The organism is Streptomyces sp. NPDC020490 (assembly GCF_044335305.1).
Classification (GTDB): Bacteria; Actinomycetota; Actinomycetes; order Streptomycetales; family Streptomycetaceae; genus Streptomyces.
Genome location: NZ_JBIRUY010000015.1, coordinates 1 through 21,610 on the forward strand (window position 1 = coordinate 1; position 21,610 = coordinate 21,610).

Genomic DNA, 21,610 nt, shown 5'->3' on the forward strand with positions numbered 1-21,610 from the left:
CCGGTCGTTGCCCAGGAGCTTCGCGCTCTTCGGGCGCTTGGCCGCCTGCTGAGCCTTCCACTGGGCGACCGTCGCGCGGTACTCCTGCTTGCCGCTGCGCGTGGCGGCGTTGCGGCGCAGTTCGCGAGAGATCGTCCCGGGGTCACGCCCCAGGGCACGGGCGATCTCGCGCACACCCTTGCTCATCGCCCTGAGAATCGCGATCTCCTCGCGCTCCTCGAACGTGAGGTACCGGCCCGAGGGCTCGGCCAACGAGATCGGAGGCATGCCGCCAGCGTGACGAAACCACCTCGCACCCACCGGCCACGACACGCCGACCGCCAGCGACGCCTCGGCCGTCGTGATCCCCGTGGCGATCAGTCGCCAGAACTGGCGCTGCACGACCCGAGACGGATCAGGCCGCCCCGGCGAGCGCATCGCCGGCCGCAACGCACGGTCAGCGCGCCACTGCCGACGCCGCCCCTCAGGAACATCGCTGGTCTTCAAACTCCAGTGCGCCGTGGCCACGTCGCACACCTCCGAGATCAAGGTGTTGCGACGACCAGTTGAATCCACCCTCTGTGTGCCCGTCTCTGTGGGCCCGTCTCTGTGGGCCCGTCTCTGTGGGCCCGTCTCTGTGGGCCCAGGGGCGTACGCCGGCGCGCCCCGCCTCTCCGGATTCCCCCCGGGGGCGGAGGCGGGCGCGCTACGATCGCGCGCGTGACCGCTGCCGTACCGACCATCCTCGCCACCTCCGGAGGGCACCGCGTCGGCACGCGGACCCGGCTGCTCTTCGATGCCCTGGTCCACCACGCGGTCGATCTCTCCGGCGTGCACGGCAGGCGTCCGCGCGTCCTGTACGTCGGCACGGCGACCGGTGACGCCGAGCACGTGACGGCGCGGGTGGCGGAGGCCGCCCGGGTGGCGGGCTTCGACCTCACCCCCCTGTACCTGTTCCCCATGCCGAACGTCGAGGACGTCGAGGGCACGGTCCTGGATCACGACGTCGCCTGGGTGATGGGCGGTTCGGTGGCCAACCTGCTCGCCGTGTGGCGGGTGCACGGCCTGGACGCGATCATGCGGCGCGCGTGGCGGGCGGGCGTGGTGCTCGCCGGGGTCAGCGCGGGTTCGCTCTGCTGGTTCGAGGGCGGCGCGACCGACTCCTTCGGGCCCGGACTGCGGCCGTTCAGCGACGGGTTGGGCCTGCTGCCGTACGGCAACGGCGTGCACTACGACTCCGACCCGGGCCGGCGCCCGCTGATCCACCGGCTGGTCGCCGAGGGCGCCTTCCGCACGGCCCACTGCACCGACGACGGGGTGGGCCTGGTCTACCGGGGCACCGAGTTGGTCGAGGCCGTGACGGAACTGCCGGGCAAGGGAGCCTACTTGGTCAGCCGCGGGGGCGACGGGGCCGTGGAGGAGCGGATCGAACCGCGGCTGCTGCCCACGCCCCGGTTCTGACACGGTCGACCGCGACGGGCCGCGCGGGGCGACGGGTGCGGCGTGCTCGCCGGCCGTGTCTCCCGTCCCCCGCGCCCGCGTCTGCGTCGTCCGGCAGCTGCCGGCCGGCGTCCGACGGCCGGCGTCCGGCGGCGGTCGTCCGGCGGCGGTCGTCCGGCGGCCGGTCAGACCAGCCCGTGGCGGACCGCGTGGGCGACCGCGTGCGCCCGGTTGCGGGCCTGGAGGCGCGCCATGATCTCGTAGATGACGTTCTTCACGGTGTGTTCGGAGCAGTCCAGCAGCCGCGCGATGTCCGCGTTGGCGTGCCCCTCGGCCATGAGGCGCAGCACGGAGGTCTGACGTGCCGTCAGGGTCGGTGGCCTGCTGCCGCTCCGGTCCGGCCGGCCGGGCGGCGGGCCGCCGTTCAGCAGGTGGGACAGTTCCGGGTACGGGATGCACGGGTGCGGGTGTCCGGCGCGCCGGACGGCCGCCGTCAGGGTCTCCGGCGTGAGGTCCTCGCTCCGCAGCACCACCGCGCCCGCGCGCAGCGCCCGCAGCAGGCCGGTACGGCTGACGGTGTCGCACACCAGCAGCAGCGGTCCTGCGGTCCACGGGCCGCGCAGGGCCTCTTCGGCGTCCTGCGCGACGACCACGGTGACGGTCCCCGCCTCCGGGTGCCCGTCGACGCAGCTCAGGCCCGCGCGGCGGGCGAGCGCGCGGACCCGGTCCGCGCCGCGTGCGGGCAGCACGCGCAGGGCCGCCGGAGCTGGGGCCACGGCGGCCCCGCCGGACGCGACGCGCACGGCGGGCGGACCGGCGGGTGCGACGGACGCGAGGGGCCCGACGGGCGCGGGTTCCAGGGGCGCGGAGGGGGCGAGCGGCGCCGCGGGCGCCAGGGTGGCCGTCACAGCAGACCCGCCCGGAGCGCGTAGGCGACCGCGTGCGCGCGGTTGCGCAGCCGGAAGCGCTGGGTGATGTCGTGCACGACGGTCGTGACGGTGCGCGGCGAGTAGGCGAGGCGCTGGGCGATCTCCGCCGTCTCGTGCCCGTCGGCGACCAGGCGCAGCACCGACCGCTCCCGGTCCGACAGGGTGCCGCCGGCCCAGCCGCCGCTGCCGTGCCGGGCGTCGGCCGGGCGGTCCAGGACCTGTTCCAGCAGGTCCGTCGGGAGGGTGCAGTCGTCCTCGGCGGCGGCCAGCACCGCGTGGCCGAGGCGGGAGGCGTCGGCCTCGCGGCGCAGCAGCAGGCCGCGGGCGCCGGCGGCGAGGGCGTGCAGGGCGTCGCCGGAGGCGAGGGCGCCGGCCACCAGGACGACGGCGGGGCGCTGCGGGTGGGCGCGGGTGACGCGCACCATGTCGAGTTCGGCCGGTCCGAGCCGGTCCACGGTCAGTACGGCGACCCGGGCGTCGCCGGGCTCGCAGAGGGTCAGTTCCGGGCAGGCGAGGAGGGTACTGCGGGTGCCGGCTTCCAGCACCGGGTCGAGGGCGACCACACCGACGGGTACAGGTGCTCCCATCTGCTGCTCCTTGGAAGGTCGTCCGCCCGGTGGTGAGCACGGCGGGCGGTCTGGGGGGTTCTGCACGACACCGTGCGCCCGGCGGGGCCGCGGGAGCATCGGTAGTCGGTCCCCACCTTTTCCGTCCCCCTCCCACCGGGCGGGCGGCCCGGCTCCGGTCGCCCCGCGCGCGGCGGGCCCGTCCGGGCCTGTTCGGGCCTGCTCGGGCCCGGTCCGGCGGTGGGCGGCGCGGCGGACACCCGTACGAGGCGGGCGCGGCGGGCGGGGATGGGGGTCGGGCCGCCCGGAGCGGGTGGCGCACACCCGTACGCGGCGCCCCTGGGCAGGGCGGCCGTACGGTGGTCGGCCCGCCCCTGCCCAGGACGCCGGGCAGGGGCGCTGACGTGCGGTTCTTCCCGGTGCGGCCTGCGGTTCTCCCCGGTGCGGCCTGCGGTTGTCCGCACCGCGCGGTGTCGCCGCGGCGGCCGTTCCCCACCCGGTGGGGCGGGCCGGCAGGGAATATGGGGGTCACTTCCCCATGTGGGGGTCGTAGGGCGTCTGCCACCTTCGGTGACGTGACTGAGACCGCCACCAGCCTCCCGACTCCCCGGAGCGCCGGCCTGCCGCTCGCCTGGTGGGCCCCGGCGCTGTCCCTCGCGGAACGGCTCGCCGCCCCCGGCCTCCCGGCGGCGCCCGCCGGCTCCGCCGCCGGGCGCGCTCCCTGGGCCGCCGGGGACAGCGAGGGCTTCGCGCTGCGGCTGGCCCACCTCCGGGTGGAGGCGGCGACCGCGGCGGCTCTCGCGGCGGAACCCGCCGAGCTGCTCGCCGCCCGCGCGGCCAAGCCCCGCTGGGCCGGGTACGCCGAAGCGGCCCTGGACGCCGCCCCGGAGAGCCCGGCCGAGGTCGAGCCGGCCGCGGACGGTGTGGGTCCCGAGGTCTTCGCCACCGTCGTACGGCCGTTCGTCACCCCGGCCGCGGACCGCCTCGCCGGTCTCCTGCCGGGCCTTCCCGTCGCCGAACAGGCGGTGTGGCAGGCGGCGTTCGAGCGGCGGCTGACCGAGCAGCTGGTCCGGCAGGCCGCCCGTACCCTGGTCCACGAACTCTCCCTCGCCCGGCGTGCCGGGCGGCTCGCCGGAGCGGACCCGAGCGAGCGGTTCGCCTCGTTCGTCACCGCGACCGGTACCCGGCAGGGGCTTTCCGCGCTCGTCGCCGCCTACCCGGTGCTGGCCCGGATGCTCGGGCAGACCGCGCTGGACGCGGCGGACGCGGCGGCGGAGCTGCTGACGCGGTTCGGGGCCGACCGGGACGACCTGGTCGCCGGCCTGCTCGGCGGGCGCGAGCCCGGTGCGCTGGCCGGGGTCGACCTCGGTCTCGGTGACGCCCACCAGGGCAACCGGGCGGTCGCGATCCTGCGCTTCGCCGGCGGGGACCGGGTCGTCTACAAGCCCCGCCCGCTCGGCCAGCACGCGCTGCTCGACGACCTGGTGGCCTGGCTCAACGCCAAGGTGCCCGGCCTGGCGCTGCGCACGCCGCGCAGTGTGCGCCGGCCGGCGTACGGCTGGCTGGAGTTCGTGGAGCACCGCTGGTGCCGGTCGATGGCCGAGACCAACGCCTTCTACCGGCGCCAAGGTGCGCTGCTGGCCCTGCTGTACGCGGTGGACGGCGCCGACATGCACTACGAGAACGTCATCGCCTGCGGCGACCAGCCGGTCCTGGTGGACGCCGAGACCCTGCTGCACACCGGGCTGCCGCAGGCCATGACGGCCGGCGCCGACCCGGCCGCGGACGCCCTGCACGCCTCCGTGCACCGCACCTGCCTGCTGCCCCACCTGCTGATCGGCGAGCACGGCGCGCTGGACATCTCCGCGCTCGGCCGGTCCACCGACGGCACCTTCCCGAGCGAGGGCCTGCGCTGGGAGGACAGCGGCAGGGACACGATGCGGGCCGTACGGGCACCGCTGCCCAGCCCCGCCGCGCAGAACCAGCCGCTGCCCGACGGGGCGCCCCTGGAGGCGGCCGACCACCGGGCGGCGCTGCTGGAGGGATTCCGCACCGGCTACGCGGCCCTCGCCGCGCACGGTCGCGAACTGCTGGCTCCGGAGGGGCTGTTGGCCATGCACGCCGACAGCCCGGCCCGGCTGATCGTCCGCTCCACCCGCCTGTACGCCACGCTGCTGGAGGAGTCCACGCACCCGTCCCTGCTCGGGGACGCGCTCGCCCGGGAGGGCGTGTTCGCGGTGCTGTGGACCGAGTCCGAGCACGACGAGGCACGCCGGCGGCTCGTCGAGCAGGAGACCGCCGACCTGTGGCGCGGCGACGTACCGCTGTTCGTGCACCGGCCGTCCGGTACCGGGGTCCGGACGGCCGACCGCACCTGGCTGCCGGAGGTGCTGCCCGTGGCGAGCCTGGCCGCGGTCGGCGCGAAGCTCGCCCGGATGGACGAGGTCGACTGCCACGACCAGGAGTGGATCATCTCGGCCACGCTGGCCGCGCGGGGTGCCGGTTCACCCCTGGCGCGGCGGTCCGAACTCGCCATCGCCCAGGTCCCGGAGGTCGTGCCCGACACCTCGCGGCTGCTGGCCGCCGTGTGCGGGATCGCCGACGAGATCGCCGCCCGCGCGATACACGGCGGCGGCCGCACCAACTGGCTGGGCCTGGAGCAGGTCTCGGGACCGCACTGGGCCGTGCTGCCGATGGGTGCCGGGCTGGGGCAGGGCTACTGCGGCGTGGCGTTGTTCCTCGCCCAGACGGACGCGCTGACCGGGGCCGGACGGTACGCCACGCTGGCGCGGGAGGCGGTCCTGCCGCTGCCCGCCCTGATGAAGGCGCTGGCCGCCGACCCCGAGCTGAGCGCGGCGGCCGGACCCGGCGCCTACGACGGGCTGGCCGGCATCGTCTACGCGCTGCCGAGGCTGTCGGCGCTGCTCGGAGAGGACCTGACGGGGTGCCTGCCCGACGCGCTCACCGCGCTCGGGCACGCGGTCGCCGCCTGCGCCGAGCCGGGGCTGGCCGCCGGCACGGCCGGGGCACTGGCAGCCGCCGTCGCCGTACACGAAGCGACGGGGTCGCCCGAGGCCCTGCGGCTGGCGGACACCGTGGCGGACCTGCTGCTGGTGACGGCCTGCGGACCGGACCGGACCGGCGGCGAAACCGGGGGCTCGGATCGCGGCGCGAGTGCCGCCGGCACGAGTGCCGCCCGCGCGAGCGCGGGCCCGGCCCGCGGCCCGGGTTTCGCCCACGGGGCGGCCGGGATCGGCTGGGCGCTGCGGCGCTACGCCGGCCGTCGCCCGGAGCGCGCCGCCGCGCACGCGGGCGCCGCCGACGCCCTGCTGCGCGCCGCGGTCCGGGACGTGCCGGCCGCGCACGCGGACCCCTCCTGGACCTCCGGGTCCGCCGGTGTGGCGGCCGCCGCCGCACTGCCCGTGGCCGGCGCGCTGCCGGCCGGACTCGCGGCCGGACTGGCGGACGTCGAGGTCGGCCCCGGTCTGAGCCTCGGGCAGGGCACCCTCGGCACGCTGGAGGCCCTGGCCGTGCTCGCCCGGCGCGGCGACGCGACCGCCGCCGCGACGCTGAGCCGGCGTACCGGACAGGTGCTCGCGCTCGTCGAGGCGCAGAGCCACCGCTGCGCCACCCCCGACCACGTTCCCTCCCCCGGGCTGCTGACCGGACTGTCCGGCATCGGCTACGGACTGCTCCGCCTCGCCCACCCCGAAACCGTCCCGTCCGTCCTGCTCCTGGGACAGCCGGGTCACTGACCGCTCACGCTCCTCCGCTCCTCCGCACCACGGCACCACGGCACCACGGCACCACGGCACCTCCGTCACCTCCCACCGTGCTCGACCGCACGAACGCCAGAAGGGGATCTCACCGCCATGGACAAGCACCTCGCCTCCACCGCCGCCGACGTCACCGAGACCGCCGCCGACGAGCAGGACGCCGCGGGCGGGATCACGCTCAAGGGCCGCAACCGCGCCTGCGCCCGCGCCCGTGTCCTGGCCGGCTTGGTGCTCACCAGCGGCATCGTCATCACCCTCAGCACGCTCGACACCTCGGTCTCCGCACCGCAGTGACACACCGTCAGTCCTGACACGCATGATGGCGCGGGCCCGCCGGGCGGGCCCGCGCCGCCGTGTCGGCACGGGGCTGAAGCGGCGGTGGCGGCGACTGGCTACAGCGGCGGTGGCGGCGATCGGCTGAAGCGGCGGCAGCAGCGGACCGTTCGGGTGCCTTGCGATCTGCCGCGGGACCCGGTGTTCCGATTACTATCTGCGCTCATGCGTTCCCATGCGCCTTCCCTGGTCGGACGGGGCTCCCAACTGGCCCTGCTCGAACGTGCCCTGGCCGATGCGCGACAGGGCCGCGGCGGTGTCGTCTTCCTGATGGGAGAAGCGGGCGTCGGCAAGTCGCGGGTCGCCGCGGAGGCCGTCGGGGAGGCGCTGGGCGCCGGGATGCGGGTGCTGCGGGGCCGCAGCAGCACCACGGGTCCGGCCGTACCGTTCCGGCCGCTGACCGAAGCCCTGATGTCGCTGTTCCGCGGCGGCGAACCCATGGACGACCTCGCCCTCGGCCCCTACCGCCCGGTTCTGGGGCGGCTGATCCCCGAGTGGAACACCGGGGAACGGGACAGCAGTTCCATGGTGATCCTGGGCGAGGCGGTGCTGCGTCTGCTCATCGCCGCCGGGCGCGGGCAGGGCCAGTTGCTGCTGCTTGAGGACCTGCACGACGCCGACCCGGAAACGCTCGGCGTCCTCGAATACCTGGTGGACAACCTCGAGTACACGCCCGTACTGCTGCTGGCCACGGTCCGGACGGACTTCAGCGACGCCCTCGACCTCGCGCAGTCCGCCCGCCGGCGCGGCGCCGCCACCCTGGTGGAACTGCCGCCGCTGACCCGCCCCCAGGCGTACGAGATGATCGCGGCCCAGCTCGGTGCCGACGGCCCGGACGAGGTGCCCGCGGCGGTGCTGGAGCGGCTGTGGGAGGACAGTTCGGGAAGCCCGTACCTGATCGAGGAACTGCTGCAGTCGATGATCGGGGCCGGCACGCTGGTGCAGGGCCCGGAGGGCTGGCGGGCCGTCGGCGACCTGCGCAGTGACGTTTCGTCCACGCTGGCGCGCGGAATACTGCGCCGTATCGACCGGCTGGGCGCGCAGGGCCTGACCCTGCTGTCGGCCGCCGCCGTGCTCGGCCGGCGCTTCCCGCTCACGGTCCTGCAGCGCATGACCGGCGTCGACGACCGGGCCCTGCTCAGCCATCTGCACGCCGGTGTGGCGGCGCGGCTGGTGGTTCCCGACGAGCCGGCCCCCGACTGGTACTCCTTCCGGCATTCGCTCACCGTGGAGGCCCTCTTCACGCAGATGACCCCGACCCGGCGCGCCGAGCTGGCCCGGCGGGGCGCGGAGGCGATCGAGGAGCTGCACCCCGGTCTGACCGGCGACTGGTGCACGCTGGCCGCCGGGCTGCGCGGCGAGGCCGGCGACAAGGTGCAGGCCGGCCTGCTGTTCGCGGACGCCGGCGGGCGGGCGCTGGCGGCGGGGGCGCTCGGCTCCGCCGTGACCCTGCTCGGCCGGGCCGAGAGTCTGCTGGCCGACGCGGGCGACCCGCAGGCGCGGGCCGCGGTGCTGGAGAACCTGCTGCCGGCCCTGGCCGAGGCCGGCGACTTCGCCCGCGCCTTCGACCTGGCCGAGGACCTGCACGCGCTGGACGGCTCCGGGCTGAGCCCCGTCCGCCTGGCCACGCTGCACACCCGGCTGGCCAAGGTCGCCCACACCGCGGGCCGGTGGAGCGACGGCAACCGGCAGACAGCCCGCGCACGCGAGGTGCTGGCGGCCGCCCCGGACGAGCCGGCCACCGCGGCCGTCGACGTCACGGCCGCCTACCTGGCCCTCGACACGCCCGGCCCCGACCGCACCCAGCACGCCGAGAAACTCGCCCGGTCCGCCGCCGACACCGCCGAACGGTACGGGCTGCCCGTCGTCGCCTGCCAGGCGCTGGAACTCCTCGCGACCGTGGCCCGCAAGCGGGACCCGGAGGAGTCGGAGGCGATGCTCGAGCAGGCCCTGGCCACGGCGGAACGCCATCGCCTGCCGCTGCAGCGCATGTACGCGGCCACCCGGCTCGGCGGCAACGCCTGGCTCGCCGACGGCGACGCCTCGGGGCTGCTGGCGGCCCGGGAGGAGGCGCTGCGGCTCGGCTCGGTGAACATCGTCCACACGGTGGACGGCATCCTCGTCCTCGACGCGGTGCTGCGCGGCGACTACGGCACCGCCCGGTCCGCCGCCGCCGAGTGCCTGGCCGTCGTACGGCGGCTGCGCCTCGCGCCCGCCGTGCGGTACGTCCTGATGGCGCAGGCCGTCCTGGAGGCCCACCACGGCGACCGGGCCGCGATGGAGCGGGCGCTGGCGGCGTTCGCGGAGTGGGACGGCGCCGGTTCGCAGGAGGAACCGCTCAGCCGCGGTCTGGCCCGCGTCTTCTGCGCGCTGCTGGAGGAGGACCGCGAACTCGCCCGCGAGGAAATCCGGCAGGTGCTGGAGATCGAGGCGGGCAACCCCTCCACCTACCACCTCAGCGGCACCCACGGCCTGGGACTGCTGCTGGACGTGCTCGCCGGGGACGCGGACCGGGCCCGGCACGAGGAGATCACCGACACCGCGGTCGCCCGGATGCGCTGGAACCGCCAGTTCGTGCTGCTCGCCGACGCCGTCCTGCTGGGCCGCGAGGGCGCGGGCGAGCGGGCGGCGGCGACGGTGGAGTCCGCGCTGGCGGTGGCCGAGCCGTATCCGCTGGCCCGGCACCTCGGGCTGCGGCTGATCGCGGACGCGGCGCACCAGGACGGCTGGGGCGATCCGGTGGGCTGGCTGCGGCGGGCGGAGCACTACTTCCACGACCGGGACGTGCAGGCCGTCACGGGCGCCTGCCGGGCCGGGCTGCGGCGGCTCGGCGCCTCCGTGCACCAGCACCGCACCGGCACCAGCGGCATCCCCGACCAGCTGCGCGCCCAGGGCGTCACCGTGCGGGAGTTCGAGGTGTTCCGGCTGCTCGCGGAGCGGCTGACCAACAAGGACATCGCCGACCGGCTGTTCATCTCACCGCGCACGGCGGAGAAGCACATCGCGAGCCTGATCACGAAGACGGGCGCCGCCAACCGCACGGACCTGTGCGCCCGCTCGGCCGCCCTGCGCGACACCTGAGGGCTCCGCCGGCAGTGCCATGCCGTGCCGCGGCGTGCCGCGGCGTGCCATCGGTCGACTGCCGCACCACCGTGGCCGGTCGCGCGGTTCCCCGCGCCCCTTCGGGGCGCTCTGCCCGCGCCGGACATGCGGCAGCGGCGCCGCGCCGGCCGTGCTCAGGCCGCTTCGCGCCGGTCCTGTCCGTGAACATACCTGATCACCGGCTTTCAGAGCGAATCTTGTGCGGGCAACTGGTTTGCCCTGCAAGGTAGTTCACGACAGACCGCCGGGGACGGCGGAGCGCCCGGCAGCAAGGAGAACAACATGGACAAGGTATGGCTGGTCACCGGGGCGAGCAGCGGGTTCGGCCGGGCGATAACCGAGGCGGCGGTGGCCGCGGGTGACATCGTGGTCGCCGCCGCCCGCCGCACCGCGCTGCTCGACGACCTGGTCGCCGCGCACCCGGGCCAGGTCGAGGCGCTGCCCCTGGACGTCACCGACATCGCAGCCGCCCAGGCCGCGGTCGACGGCGTGGCAGCCCGGCACGGCCGGATCGACGTCCTGGTCAACAACGCCGGACGGGGCATGGTCGGGGCGGTCGAGGAGACCACCGACGCGGAACTGCGGGAACTGATGGACCTGCACTTCTTCGGCCCGGCCGCGCTCACCCGGGCCGCGCTGCCGCACATGCGCCGCCAGGGCTCGGGCGCCATCGTGCAGCTCAGCAGCATGGGCGGACGGCTCGCCTTCGCCGGGGTCGGCGCCTACTGCGCCGGCAAGTTCGCCCTGGAGGGGCTCTCCGAGGCCCTGGCCGCGGAGGTCGCCCCGCACGGCATCCGGGTGCTGATCGTCGAGCCCGGCGCGTTCCGTACCGGCTTCGCCGACGCCGCGGCGCTGCGGCCCCCCGCGGCCATGGACGCCTACCAGGACACCGTGGGCCCCCTCCTCTCCGCGCTGCCGGGCGGAAGCGGCCGGGAACCCGGGGACCCGGCCAAGGCCGCGGCCGCCGTGCTCACCGCTCTGGAGGCCGACGAACCGCCGCTGCGTCTGCCGCTCGGCAACGACGCCGCCGACGCGATCACCGGCCACCTCGACCGTGCCCGTACCGAACTCGGCACCTGGGAGAAGCTCGCCCGCTCCACCGACTTCGACGGCTGACTCCGGCCGGCCGCCGTGCGAGCTCCGTGCCGGGGCTCGCACGGCGGCGGTCGGGCAGCGCCCCGAAGGGGCGCGGGGAACTGCGCGACCAGCCACGACGGCGCCGCAGCCGACAGACGACAACACGGCACAACCAGCGGAGCGTCAGCGCATCTCGCGCACCGGGCGGGAGGCGAGGACCGCGAGGCCGGTGAGGGCGAGGACCGCGGCCACCGCCCCGAACAGGGCGAAGGCGCCGACGCGGGCCAGCGCGCCGCACACGATCAGGGACAGCGGGGCGGCGGCGTAGCCGAGGACCATGTCGACCGACACGACCCGGCTGAGCACGTCCTGGGGGATGTTCCGCTGGATCCAGCTGAGCCCGAACACGCCCTGGAACCCGATGGCGAAGCCCATGGCGAGCACCGTCGCCACCACGGCCGGGGTGCTGTGGACCAGGCCGAGCACGGCCATGCCGGCGGCCAGCCAGCCGGCCAGGGCGGCCACCAGCAGGCCGACCCGGGGCCGCCCGCCGAGGGCGCCGCCCGCCAGCGTGCCGAGCATGGCCCCGCCGGCGAGGGAGCCGTTCAGCACGCCCAGCGTGGTGGAGCCGCCGCGCAGCACCTGGTCGGCGAGGGTGGCGAAACCGACCGTGAAGGGCCCGGCGTAACAGAAGTTGACGGCGGTGTCGAGGGCGACGACGGTGCGGAGCCGGGGGTCGCGCAGGGTGAAGGTCACGCCCTCGCGGATCCGGGCGGCCAGGGACGCCTGCGGTTGCGGCGCGGCGGCCTTCTCACCGCGGTCCGGCCGGGGCCGGGTGCGGATGCCCGCCACGCACCAGCCGCACAGGGCGAAGCAGACGGCGTCGACGAGGAACGCCACCGGTGCCTGGGTCATGGCGATGACCAGGCCGCCGACGGCCGGTCCGACGACGGCCGCGGTCCTCGACCCGGCGCCCAGCAGCGCGTTGGCCGGGGTCAGCAGGCTCTCGTCCACCACTGAGGGCAGGATGGACACACGGGCCGGCTGGAAGAAGGCGTCGACGACGCCGAACGCGGCGGCCGCCGCGCACAGCATCCACACCGTCAGCTGCCCGGTCAGGCCGGCCACGCCGACCCCGGTCATCAGCCCGGCCCGGGTCCAGCTGGAGGCGATCATCAGGGTGCGGGTGGACAGCGAGTCGCCGAGGCTGCCGCCGACCAGGGTGAGCAGGGCCCGCGGTACGGCCTGGAAGGCCAGGACGTAGCCGAGGGTGAGGGTCGATCCGGTCAGGCCGAGGGTGATCCAGGAGAAGGCGACGACGCTGAAGCCGTCGCCGAGCAGGGACAACGACTGTCCCAGCCAGAGGAGTTGGAAGGGCCGGTGCCGGGCGGGTGCCCACAGCCGCGGACCGGCTCCGGCGAGGGTGGTGGCCATGGTGTGCCTTTCGTCGTGTCGTCGCGTCGTCGTGCGGACGCGTCCGGGGGCCGGTCAGTAGCGGACGGGCAGGGCGGTGAGACTGCGGTTGAGGAGGGAGGGCTGCCAGGTGAGCCGGGCGGGGTCGTCCAGGGTGAGGTCCGGGTGGTCGCGGACCAGGGTTTCGACGGCGGCCACGGCGACCAGCCGGGCCAGTGCGGCGCCGATGCAGAAGTGGGCGCCGAAGCCGAAGCCGAGGTGGGTGGCGCCGCTGCGCCGGACGTCGAACCGGCCGGGGTCGGGGAAGCGCGCCGGGTCGCGGTTGGCGGCGGCCGTGACCAGGAAGATCCGGTCACCGGCGCGCAGCGTGCGGCCGTCGAGCTCGAAGTCGCGGGCGGCGGTGCGGATCGACATCTTCGACGGCCCGTCCAGCCGCAGTGTCTCCTCCACGGCGCCCTGCGCCAGCCGGGGGTCCTCGCGGACGGCCGCGAGGGCGCCCGGGCGGGTGTGCAGGGCCAGGACGGTGTTCGCGATCAGGTTGCTGGTGGTCTCCCCGCCGGCGAACGCCATCTGGGTGAGCATGCCGACGAACTCCTCCTCGGTGACCGACTCGCCCACCCGGCCCTCCCGCAGCACCTGGCTGATCAGGTCGTCGGCGGGTTCGGCGCGGCGCCGGGCGACGAGGGCGGCGAGGTAGTCCTCCAGGCTCACGAGCGCCTGCAGGGAGGCCCGGAACTCGCTCTCCTCCTGCGCGGTGCCGAGGACGAGGTCGGCGACGCGGGCGTTCCAGTACCAGAAGGAGGGGGCGTCGGTGCGCGGGATGCCGAGCCAGCGGGCGAAGACCAGCGCGGGCAGCGGCTTCGCCACGTCGGCCATGAGGTCGCCGTCGCGGCCGGGGACCGCCTTGCGGGCCAGGACGGCGCGGGTGGCCTTCTCGGTGAAGGTGCGGTAGCGGGCCACCGCCCGCGCCGCAAACGCCTCCTGGAAGACCTGGCGCAGTCTGCGGTGCTGCGGCGGGTCGTTGAACACCATCCAGCGGGACAGGATCCCGAAGGCCCGTTCGGCGTCCTCGCGGGCGCCCTGCGGGACGGCGTCCATCAGGGGCCGTACGCGATCGGCGGAGACGGCGGGGTCGCGAAGGCAGCGCATCACCTGGTCGTAGCCGCTGACGAGCCATGCGTGGTGCATCGGGCTCCAGTGCACCGGCGCGTGCTCACGCAGGGCATCGAGGTGCCCGTAGGGATCGGCGACCATGTCCGGCGAGAGCAGGTACCGCTCCGCGAAGACGGGGGCTGCGGTCGAGGCCGGGGCCGAGCCCGGAGCCGGGCCCGAGGCCGGAGCCGGGGCCGAGCCCGAGGCCGGGCCCGGGACCGGGACCGAGCCCGAGGCCGAGCCCGAGGCCGGGGCCGAGGCCGGGGCCGGGGCCGGGGCCGAGGCGGGAGCCGAGCCCTGGACCGGGACCGAGCCCGGGGCCGAGGCGGGAGCCGAGCCCTGGACCGGGACCGAGCCCGGGACCGAGCCCGGGGCCGGGGCCGAGGCCGGGCCCGGGACGGAGCCCGAGGCCGGGCCCGGGACGGAGCCCGAAGCTGGGGCCGGGGTGGGCGTGCGGGTGGGGGCCAGGGGGGTCATCGGGTGGTCTCCGTCTCGAGGGCGGCGACCAGTGCGGCGATGCCGGCCACCCTCGGCTCGGCCATCATCGACATGTGGTCGCCGTCGCTGATGTGCAGGGTGAGCCCGCCGCCGGCCGTCTCGCGCCAGCGTTCGACGTAGGTGTCGTAGTCGACGTCCAGACCGGGCATCGTGCGGCCGCGCGGCAGTCCGGCGGCCTCGCTGCCGACCACGAGGTGGATGTGGCCGGGGTAGGGGCGGACCTCGTAGGCGGCGAGCGCGGCCAGCAGCGAGTGCCACACCTCGATCGGCGCGCCCTCGACCAGGGCCGCCTCGGCGGGGCTCATGCCGGCGCCGAGCAGGGTGGCGGTCAGTTCCGCCGTGGCTCGGTCGCGCTGCGGGGACGGCGGCATCCCGCGCAGCCTGTCGCGCAGGCGCTGGGCGGTGCGCAGGTCCTGGGTGACGCCGTTCAGCCGGGCGCGGGCGGCGCTGTTGGGCAGGTACGGCTCGATCAGGACCAGCGGCGCGGTCTCGTGACCGGCGCGGTGCAGCTGGGTGGCCATCTCCAGGGCGATGTTGGCGCCCATGGACCAGCCGAGCAGGGCGTGCGGGCCCGTGCCCTCCCGGTCGGTGATCTCGGCGACGTAGTTGGCGGCGATGCCGCTCACCGTGCTCGGGTCGATCCCGCCGAGCAGCCCGCGCGCCTGGAAGGCGTGCACGGGCCTGCCGGGCGGCAGGGCGCGGGCGAGCGGCACGAACCAGGCGGCGCTGCCGCCGGTGGGGTGCACGCACCACAGGGGCTCGCCCGTGCCGGGGCGCAGCCGCACCTCGGAGGTGACGGCGGCGGGCAGCCCCTCCCCCGCGGTCCGGGTGGCGTGCGCGGCGAGCTGGGCGATGGTCGGGTGCTCGATCAGGTCGCCGACGGAGACCGCGAGCCCGCGCCCGGCGGCCATCAGGGAGACCCGGACGGTGGACAGCGAGCTGCCGCCGATGCGGAAGAAGTCGTCGTGGACGCCGATGCGGGACAGTCCGAGCACCTCGCGCCAGATCTCGGCGAGGATCTTCTCCGCCGGGGTGGCCGGGGCCACGTACTCGGCGTCGCGCCGGTCGAGCTCGGCCGGCGGCAGCGGCAGGGCCCGTTTGTCGATCTTGCCGCTGCGGTTGACCGGCATCTCGTCGAGGACGACGAACCGGGCGGGCAGCATGTAGCCGGGCAGCGAGGAGCGCAGCGCGCGGCGCAGTTCCTCGGGGGCGGGCCGCTCCGGGCCGTGTACGACGAGGTAGGCGACCAGGGCGGGTTCGCCGGGCAGGTCGGTGCGGTGCAGGACGACGGCCTGGCGGACCTCCGGCAGCTGCCGCAGCGCGTGCTCGATCTCGCCGAGTTCGATACGGAAGCCGCGCAGCTTCACCTGCGAGTCGCGGCGCCCGAGCCACTCCACCGAGCCGTCGGGCCGGTGGGTGCCGAGGTCGCCGGTGCGGCACAGCCGTTCGCCGGGCGCGCCGTAGGGGTCGGGGACGTAGGTGGCGGCGGTGAGCGCGGGCCGGCCGAGGTAGCCGCGGCCCACGGCCTGCCCACCGAGGTAGATCTCACCGGGTACGCCGACCGGGACCGGCTGGAGGTCGTCGTCCAGGACGTGGATGCGGGTGTTGCGGATGGGCGTGCCGATGGGCGGGGTGCCCTGGCCGGGGCTGAGTTCGGCGGCGACGGACCACACGGAGGTCTCGGTCAGGCCGTAGACGTTGTGGAAGCGCCGGCCGCGGGCCCATACGTCGGCCAGTTCGGCCGGGCACGCCTCACCGGCCACCTGGAGCACCCGGAGGCCGGGGAAGCCGTCGTCGCCGAGCACGGCGAGGGCGCTGGGCGGCAGCATGGCGCAGCTGACGTGCGCCTCGCGCAGGGTGCGGGCCAGGTCGGGGCCGGGGCGCAGGTCCTCCTTGGGCGCGGTGACCAGCCGGCCGCCGTTGGCGAGGGACCAGGTCAGTTCCAGGATCGAGGCGTCGAAGCCGAAGGAGGCGAACTGCAGCACCCGGTCTTCGGGGGTGGGGCGCACCAGGTCGCGCTGGCCCTCGATCATGTTGGACAGGCCCCGGTGCGGTATCGCCACGCCCTTGGGGGTGCCGGTGGAGCCGGAGGTGTAGATGATGTAGGCGAGGGTGTCGGCGTCCGGCTCCGCGCCGGAGGCGTCCGGCTCCGCACCGAAGGCGCCGGGGATTTGGTCCACCGGCTCCGCCGGGGCGTCCAGGTGGATCACGGGTCCGCCGAAGGGCACGGTCCCGTCCAGCGCCCGCTGGGTCAGCAGCACCCGCATTCCGCTGTCCTCGGCCATGAACGCCAGCCGCTCGGTGGGGTGTTGCGGGTCCAGCGGCAGGAAGGCGCCACCCGAGCGGAGCACGCCGAGAGCGGCGCGCACCAGGTCGGGGCCGCGTTCGACGCAGATGCCGACCACCGTCTCCGGGCCCACCCCGAGCTGCCGCAGCCGGTGCGCCAACTGCTCCGCCTGCTCGTGGAGTTCGCCGTAGGTCAGCGGCTGCCCCAGGTGCTCGACGGCGACCGCGTGCGGGGTCCGGGCGGCGTGGCCGGCGACGTGCTGGTGGAACAGCAGCGGGGAGGCGGGGAGTTCCGGTCCGCGCGCCCACACGTCGAGGGCGGTGGCACGGGCCGCGCCGGTGAGCGCGGGCCGGGTGACCCGGGCGTGCGGCTCGGCCACCATGGCCGCCAGCTGGGCGCAGTACACGTCGGCCAGTTGCTCGGCGGTGGCGGGTGCGACGAACGCGGGATCGGCGTCCAGGGTGAAGGCGTTGACGCTCGCGTTCACCAGCAGCGGGAACATGGTGCGGGCGATCTCCAGGGAGTCGTCCCAGGAGTCGTGCGAAAGCCGGTGGAAGTTGACGTAGTTGAAGACCGCGTCGGTCAGACTCGGCTCGGTGGGCCGCAGTTGTGCAATGCGGACGAGCGGCACCCTGCGGTGCGGGAGCATCTCCTGCTCGGCGGCGAAGACGTCCCGCAGGTAGGCGAGCCAGTCGGTGCGTGGGCGGGACACGCCGAACGGCACGGTGTTGAGGAACAGTCCGCGCATCCGGTCGGCGCCGGGCACCTCGGGCCGGCCGTTGGTGACCAGGCCGATGCTGTGGCCGGACACGCTGTCGTCGCGGTCGGCGAACAGGCTCATGGTGTGGTGGAAGGCCGTGATCAGCACGGTACGGCGGGGCACGCCGGCCTTCCTGGCCAGCGCGCCGATGCCCTCGGCGAGGTGGGCGTAGGAGCGGCGGACCTCGTGCACGGGCGGCCGTCCGTCGGACTCGCCCGCGGGACGCCGGCGGAAGGTCACCGGGCGCAGCTCGGCGAGCCGTTCGCGCCAGTAGTCCAGGGACTCCTCGCTGCCGAGGGCCGCGCGTTCCAGGGCGACGTACTCGGCGAAGGCCGGGGCCTCGGGCGGCCGGGGGGCGGTGCGGTGGGCGACGGCCTCGCGGTGCAGCGCGAGCAGGTCGGCGACCAGGGAGGTCAGGCTCCAGCCGTCCAGGACGACGTGGCAGTCGGTGAGGACGAGCCGCAGGTCGTGGTCGGTGATGTGGTGCAGGTGGATGCGGACCAGGGGCGCGGCGGCGAGGTCGAAGCGGCGCTCGAACTCCTCGTCGACGAACCGGCGCAGCCGTGCCCGCTGTTCGTCGCGGTCCAGTCCGCGCAGGTCGGTGTAGCCGACGGGCAGGTGGGCGGTGCGGTGGACGAGCTGGAGGGGTTCGCGGTAGGTGACGAGGTCGACCGAGGTGCGCAGGATGGGGTGTCCGGCGACCACCGCGTCCACGGCGGCCTGGAAGGCGTCGAGGTCGAAGCCCTCGGGCACGGTGATCTTCAGGTCGGTGACGTTGTGGTAGGCGCCGCGGCGGGGGTCGGCGAGCATCTCGTGCAGCATGCCCGCCTGGAGCATGGTGAGCGGGTAGGCGTCCGCGAGCCCGTCGGGCAGCCGGCCGGCGTCGGCGGGGTCGAGCTGGGAGAACGGCGCGACCGGTTCCGGGGCGTCGGCCGCGTCGGTGACGAGTGCGGCCAGGTCGGCCAGGGTGCGGGCGCGGAACACGTCGGCGACGGTGAAGCCGAGCCCGGCCAGGCGGCCGAGGCCGACCAGGCGCAGGGCCAGGATGGAGTCGCCGCCGAGGTCGAAGAAGTTGTCGGTGCGGCTGACGTGTTCGGCCCCGAGCACCTGGCCCCACACCCCGGCCAGGGCCTGCTCCACCGGGCCCTCGGGCGGGACGTGCGTGCGCCGCTGCGTGGCGGCGGGTGCGACGGCGGTGAGCGCGGCCCGGTCCACCTTGCCGTTGGCGGTCAGCGGCAGCCGCTCGTGGCGGACGAACAGGGCCGGGACCATGTAGTCGGGCAGGGTCAGCCTGAGGCCCGCGCGCAGGGCGGGCGGGTCGAGCGGGCGGCCCTCGGGGGTGACGACGTGGGCGACCAGGCGGGCGGTGCCGCCGTCGCGGCGGGCCACCACGGCCACGTCGGCGACGCCGGGCAGGGCGCGCAGGGCGGTCTCGATCTCGCCGGGTTCGATGCGGTAGCCGCGGATCTTCACCTGGTGGTCGGCGCGGCCGACATAGGCCAGCTGGCCATCGGGCAGCACCCGGACCAGGTCGCCGGTGCGGTACATGCGGGCGCCGGGCGGGCCGAAGGGGTCGTCCAGGAAGCGTTCGGCGGTCAGTTCGGGGCGGTTGCGGTAGCCGCGGGCCACGCCGCCGCCGGCGACGTACAGCTCGCCCACGCTGCCGTGCGGCACGAGCCGGCCCCAGGGGTCGAGGACGTAGCCGTGCTGTCCGGCGAGCGGACGGCCGATGGGTGAGCGGACCGTCCCGTCGACGTCCTCCTCGGTGATGGTGCGGATGGTGACGTGCACGGTGGTCTCGGTGATGCCGTACATGTTCACCAGGGCGGGCCGGGGCCCGGGGGCGGTGAACCAGTCGCGGTAGTCGCGGACGTCGAAGGCGTCGCCGCCGAAGACCACCGTGCGCAGCGCGAGGTCGCAAAAGCCGGCGCCGGCGTCGGCGAGATGGGCGCGCAGGCCCTTGAAGGCGGCCGGGGTCTGGTTGAGGACGGTGACCCGCTCCTCGCGCAGCACCCGGTGCACGGCGGCCGGGTCGCGCACCTCGTCGCCGGTGAGGACGACGACGCGTCCGCCGCTGGTGAGCGGCGCCCACAGTTCCCACACGGAGAAGTCGAAGGCGGGTGAGTGCATCAGCGTCCACACGTCGGCGGGCCCGAACTCGAAGTGCCGGTCGGCGGCGTCGAGCAGCCAGGCCAGGTTGGCGTGGGTGAGTTCGACGCCCTTGGGGCGGCCGGTGGAGCCGGAGGTGTAGATGACGTAGGCGAGGTCGTCGGGCCGCGGCAGCATGTCGTCGCCCGGGTCCGGCACGTCCGTCGCGTCCTCCGGCACGTCCGTCGCGTCCTCCGGCGCGTCGGCCGGCTCGGCGTCGAGGACGACGAGCCGGACGGGCAGGTCCTCCACGGCGGGGCGGGTGGCGGTGTCGGTGACGACCAGGTCGATGCCGGAGTCGGTGACGGTGAAGGCGCGGCGGGCCGGCGGGTGGGAGGGGTCGAGCGGCAGGTAGGCGGCGCCGGCCCGCCACACCGCGAGCAGCGCCACGGCCAGGTCGGGGGTGCGGTCGAGGCAGACGCCGACGAGGGAGCCGGGGGTCACCCCGGCGGCGCGCAGCCGGCGCGCCAGACCGCTCGCGGCGGCGTCGAGCCCGGCGTACGTCAGGGTGCGTCCCGATCCGCTGACGGCGGCCGCGTGCGGGGTGCGGCGGACGTGCTCGGCGAGCCGGTCCGGGGCGGTGCGCGGGGCGGGCGCGAGGGAGTGGCCGGTGTTCGCGGGCCCGTCGGGGCCGAGCAGGTGGGCGCGTTCGGCCGGGGTGAGGGGGTCGACGGCGCTGAGCGGCAGGTCGGGGGTGGCGCGGAACGCCTCCAGCAGGGCGGCGGTGTGCCGGGCCAGGGCGGCGACGGAGGACTCCTCGAACAGCTCGGGCCGGTACACGAAGACGAGGTCGGTGCGCCCGCCGCCGTCCCGCAGGTCCAGGGTGAGGTCGAACTTGGCGGTGGTGAGGTCGATCCGGTACGGCGTCCCGTCCGCCTCGCCCAGGGCGAGGTCCGCGCCGGTGGCGTCGGTGTGCGTGTAGAGGACCTGGACGAGCGGGTTGCGGGCGAGGTCGCGGTCCGGGCTGAGCGCGTCGACGACCTGCTCGAACGGCAGCGACTGGTGCGAGAACGCCTCCAGGACCCGCTCCCGGGTGCGCGCGAGCAGCGTGGCCGGGGTCGGGTCGTCGGAGAAGTCGCCGCGCAGCACGAGGGTGTTGACGAAGAATCCGACGAGCTGCTCGGTCTCGGCCCGCTCCCGGTTGGCGACCACGGTGCCGACGGCGATGTCGCGCTGTCCGCTGTGGAAGGCCAGCGCGGCCTGGAAGGCGGCCAGCACCGTCATGTACGGCGTGGTGCCGGCCTGCCGGCCGAGGGCGTCGAGCGCTTCGGTCAGCTCGGGGGACAGCGTGAGGGTGTGGGTGGCGCCGAGGCTGCCGGGGGTGTCGGGGCGGGGGTGGTCCGTGGGCAGGTCCAGCGGGGTGAGGCCGGCCAGCCGGGTGCGCCAGTGCTCCAGCGCCGCGGACTGGTCGCTCTCCCGCTGCCAGAGGGCGTAGTCGGTGTAGTCGAGGGGCAGTTCGGGCAGCCGCGCGCTGCGGCCCCCGGTGCGGGCCCGGTACAGCTCGGTGAGGTCGCGGACGATCAGGCCGAGGGACCAGCCGTCGGACACGATGTGGTGCATGGCGAGGACCAGGACGTGGTCGTCGTCGGCGGCGCGGACCAGGGTGGCCCGGAAGGCGGGTTCGCGGGCCAGGTCGAAGCGGCGCGTGGCGGCGGCGTGCACGGCGGCGGCGAGGCGCCGTTCGCGGACGTCGCCGGCCGGCCCGGTCGCCTCCACCACGTCCAGGTCCGCCTGGCCGGCGGGCAGGACGCGCTGGTACGGGATGCCCTCGTGCTCGGGGAAGACGACCCGCAGCTGCTCGTGCCGGGCGACCAGGTCGGCGACGGCGGCGCGCAGGGCCGGGACGTCCAGCGGGCCGGTGAACCGCCAGGCGGCGGGCAGCAGGTAGGTGTGGGCACCGGGGTCGAGCCGGTCGAGGAAGTACAGGCGCTGCTGGGCAGCGGACAGCGGGATCCGGTCCGGGCGGGGGCGGACCCGGCGGGGCCCGTCGTCCCGTACGGCGCCGTGGCCGCGCAGCCGCTGCTCCAGCAGCCGTCGGGCGGCCGGGGACAGGGCGTTCGCCGAGGACAGGGCGTTCGCCGGAGACGGGGCGTTCGCCGGGGACAGGGGGCCGGGTCGCACGTCGGATGTGGTCATGAGGGCACTCCGAT

11 protein-coding genes are annotated in these 21,610 nt (G+C 75.7%); 5 read left to right on the forward strand and 6 right to left on the reverse strand.

Annotated elements, in window-relative coordinates; genetic code table 11:
- On the reverse strand, positions 1–486 hold a 486-nt coding region (locus ACH4ZX_RS17455; RefSeq protein WP_398273233.1), incomplete at its 3' end, for a helix-turn-helix domain-containing protein.
- 213 nt (positions 487–699) lie between these two features.
- Between ACH4ZX_RS17455 and ACH4ZX_RS17460 the strand changes: the two genes are divergently transcribed.
- A complete protein-coding gene (locus tag ACH4ZX_RS17460; protein ID WP_398272993.1) occupies positions 700–1,440 on the forward strand; it encodes a Type 1 glutamine amidotransferase-like domain-containing protein in 741 nt (246 codons plus the stop codon).
- A 164-nt stretch (positions 1,441–1,604) separates the two neighbouring features.
- On the opposite strand, the gene ACH4ZX_RS17465 is transcribed toward ACH4ZX_RS17460, so the two are convergent.
- Positions 1,605–2,327: a response regulator transcription factor gene (locus ACH4ZX_RS17465; protein WP_398272995.1), complete on the reverse strand. Its 723-nt coding sequence runs from the start codon at positions 2,325–2,327 to the stop codon at positions 1,605–1,607.
- Complete coding sequence (locus ACH4ZX_RS17470; RefSeq protein WP_398272997.1) at positions 2,324–2,935, reverse strand: LuxR C-terminal-related transcriptional regulator; 612 nt, start codon at positions 2,933–2,935, stop codon at positions 2,324–2,326. The genes ACH4ZX_RS17465 and ACH4ZX_RS17470 overlap by 4 nt, the downstream gene beginning before the upstream one ends.
- Positions 2,936–3,489: 554 nt before the next feature.
- On the opposite strand from ACH4ZX_RS17470, the gene ACH4ZX_RS17475 reads away from it, so the two are divergent.
- The 4 genes from ACH4ZX_RS17475 to ACH4ZX_RS17490 all read left to right on the forward strand — a co-directional run bounded on the left by ACH4ZX_RS17475 (position 3,490) and on the right by ACH4ZX_RS17490 (position 11,241).
- Positions 3,490–6,669 (forward strand): type 2 lanthipeptide synthetase LanM family protein, encoded by a 3,180-nt coding sequence (locus ACH4ZX_RS17475; protein ID WP_398272999.1) that lies wholly within the window; start codon positions 3,490–3,492, stop codon positions 6,667–6,669.
- A gap of 117 nt (positions 6,670–6,786) precedes the next feature.
- Positions 6,787–6,984: a hypothetical protein gene (locus ACH4ZX_RS17480; RefSeq protein WP_398273001.1), complete on the forward strand. Its 198-nt coding sequence runs from the start codon at positions 6,787–6,789 to the stop codon at positions 6,982–6,984.
- A gap of 204 nt (positions 6,985–7,188) precedes the next feature.
- Positions 7,189–10,104, forward strand: a complete 2,916-nt coding sequence (locus ACH4ZX_RS17485; protein ID WP_398273003.1) for an AAA family ATPase — start codon at positions 7,189–7,191, stop codon at positions 10,102–10,104.
- A gap of 303 nt (positions 10,105–10,407) precedes the next feature.
- On the forward strand, positions 10,408–11,241 hold the full coding sequence (locus ACH4ZX_RS17490; RefSeq protein WP_398273005.1) for an oxidoreductase: 834 nt from the start codon (positions 10,408–10,410) through the stop codon (positions 11,239–11,241).
- 144 nt (positions 11,242–11,385) lie between these two features.
- Here ACH4ZX_RS17490 and ACH4ZX_RS17495 read toward each other — a convergent pair whose 3' ends face one another.
- From ACH4ZX_RS17495 to ACH4ZX_RS17505, 3 genes are all read right to left on the reverse strand, one after another.
- Entirely contained in the window at positions 11,386–12,636 is a 1,251-nt protein-coding gene (locus ACH4ZX_RS17495; RefSeq protein WP_398273006.1) for an MFS transporter, read from the reverse strand.
- A 54-nt stretch (positions 12,637–12,690) separates the two neighbouring features.
- On the reverse strand, positions 12,691–13,869 hold the full coding sequence (locus ACH4ZX_RS17500; RefSeq protein ID WP_398273008.1) for a cytochrome P450: 1,179 nt from the start codon (positions 13,867–13,869) through the stop codon (positions 12,691–12,693).
- Between the two features lie 371 nt (positions 13,870–14,240).
- Entirely contained in the window at positions 14,241–21,596 is a 7,356-nt protein-coding gene (locus tag ACH4ZX_RS17505; protein ID WP_398273010.1) for an amino acid adenylation domain-containing protein, read from the reverse strand.
- Positions 21,597–21,610 lie beyond the last annotated feature (14 nt).

Excerpts from the sequence above, each read along its gene's own strand:
- ACH4ZX_RS17500 (WP_398273008.1), bottom strand. The coding sequence starts at position 13,869 with ATGGTCGCCGATCCCTACGGGCACCTCGATGCCCTGCGTGAGCACGCG.
- ACH4ZX_RS17485 (WP_398273003.1), top strand. The coding sequence starts at position 7,189 with ATGCGTTCCCATGCGCCTTCCCTGGTCGGACGGGGCTCCCAACTGGCC.
- ACH4ZX_RS17470 (WP_398272997.1), bottom strand. The coding sequence starts at position 2,935 with ATGGGAGCACCTGTACCCGTCGGTGTGGTCGCCCTCGACCCGGTGCTG.
- ACH4ZX_RS17480 (WP_398273001.1), top strand. The coding sequence starts at position 6,787 with ATGGACAAGCACCTCGCCTCCACCGCCGCCGACGTCACCGAGACCGCC.
- ACH4ZX_RS17505 (WP_398273010.1), bottom strand. The coding sequence starts at position 21,596 with ATGACCACATCCGACGTGCGACCCGGCCCCCTGTCCCCGGCGAACGCC.
- ACH4ZX_RS17490 (WP_398273005.1), top strand. The coding sequence starts at position 10,408 with ATGGACAAGGTATGGCTGGTCACCGGGGCGAGCAGCGGGTTCGGCCGG.
- ACH4ZX_RS17495 (WP_398273006.1), bottom strand. The coding sequence starts at position 12,636 with ATGGCCACCACCCTCGCCGGAGCCGGTCCGCGGCTGTGGGCACCCGCC.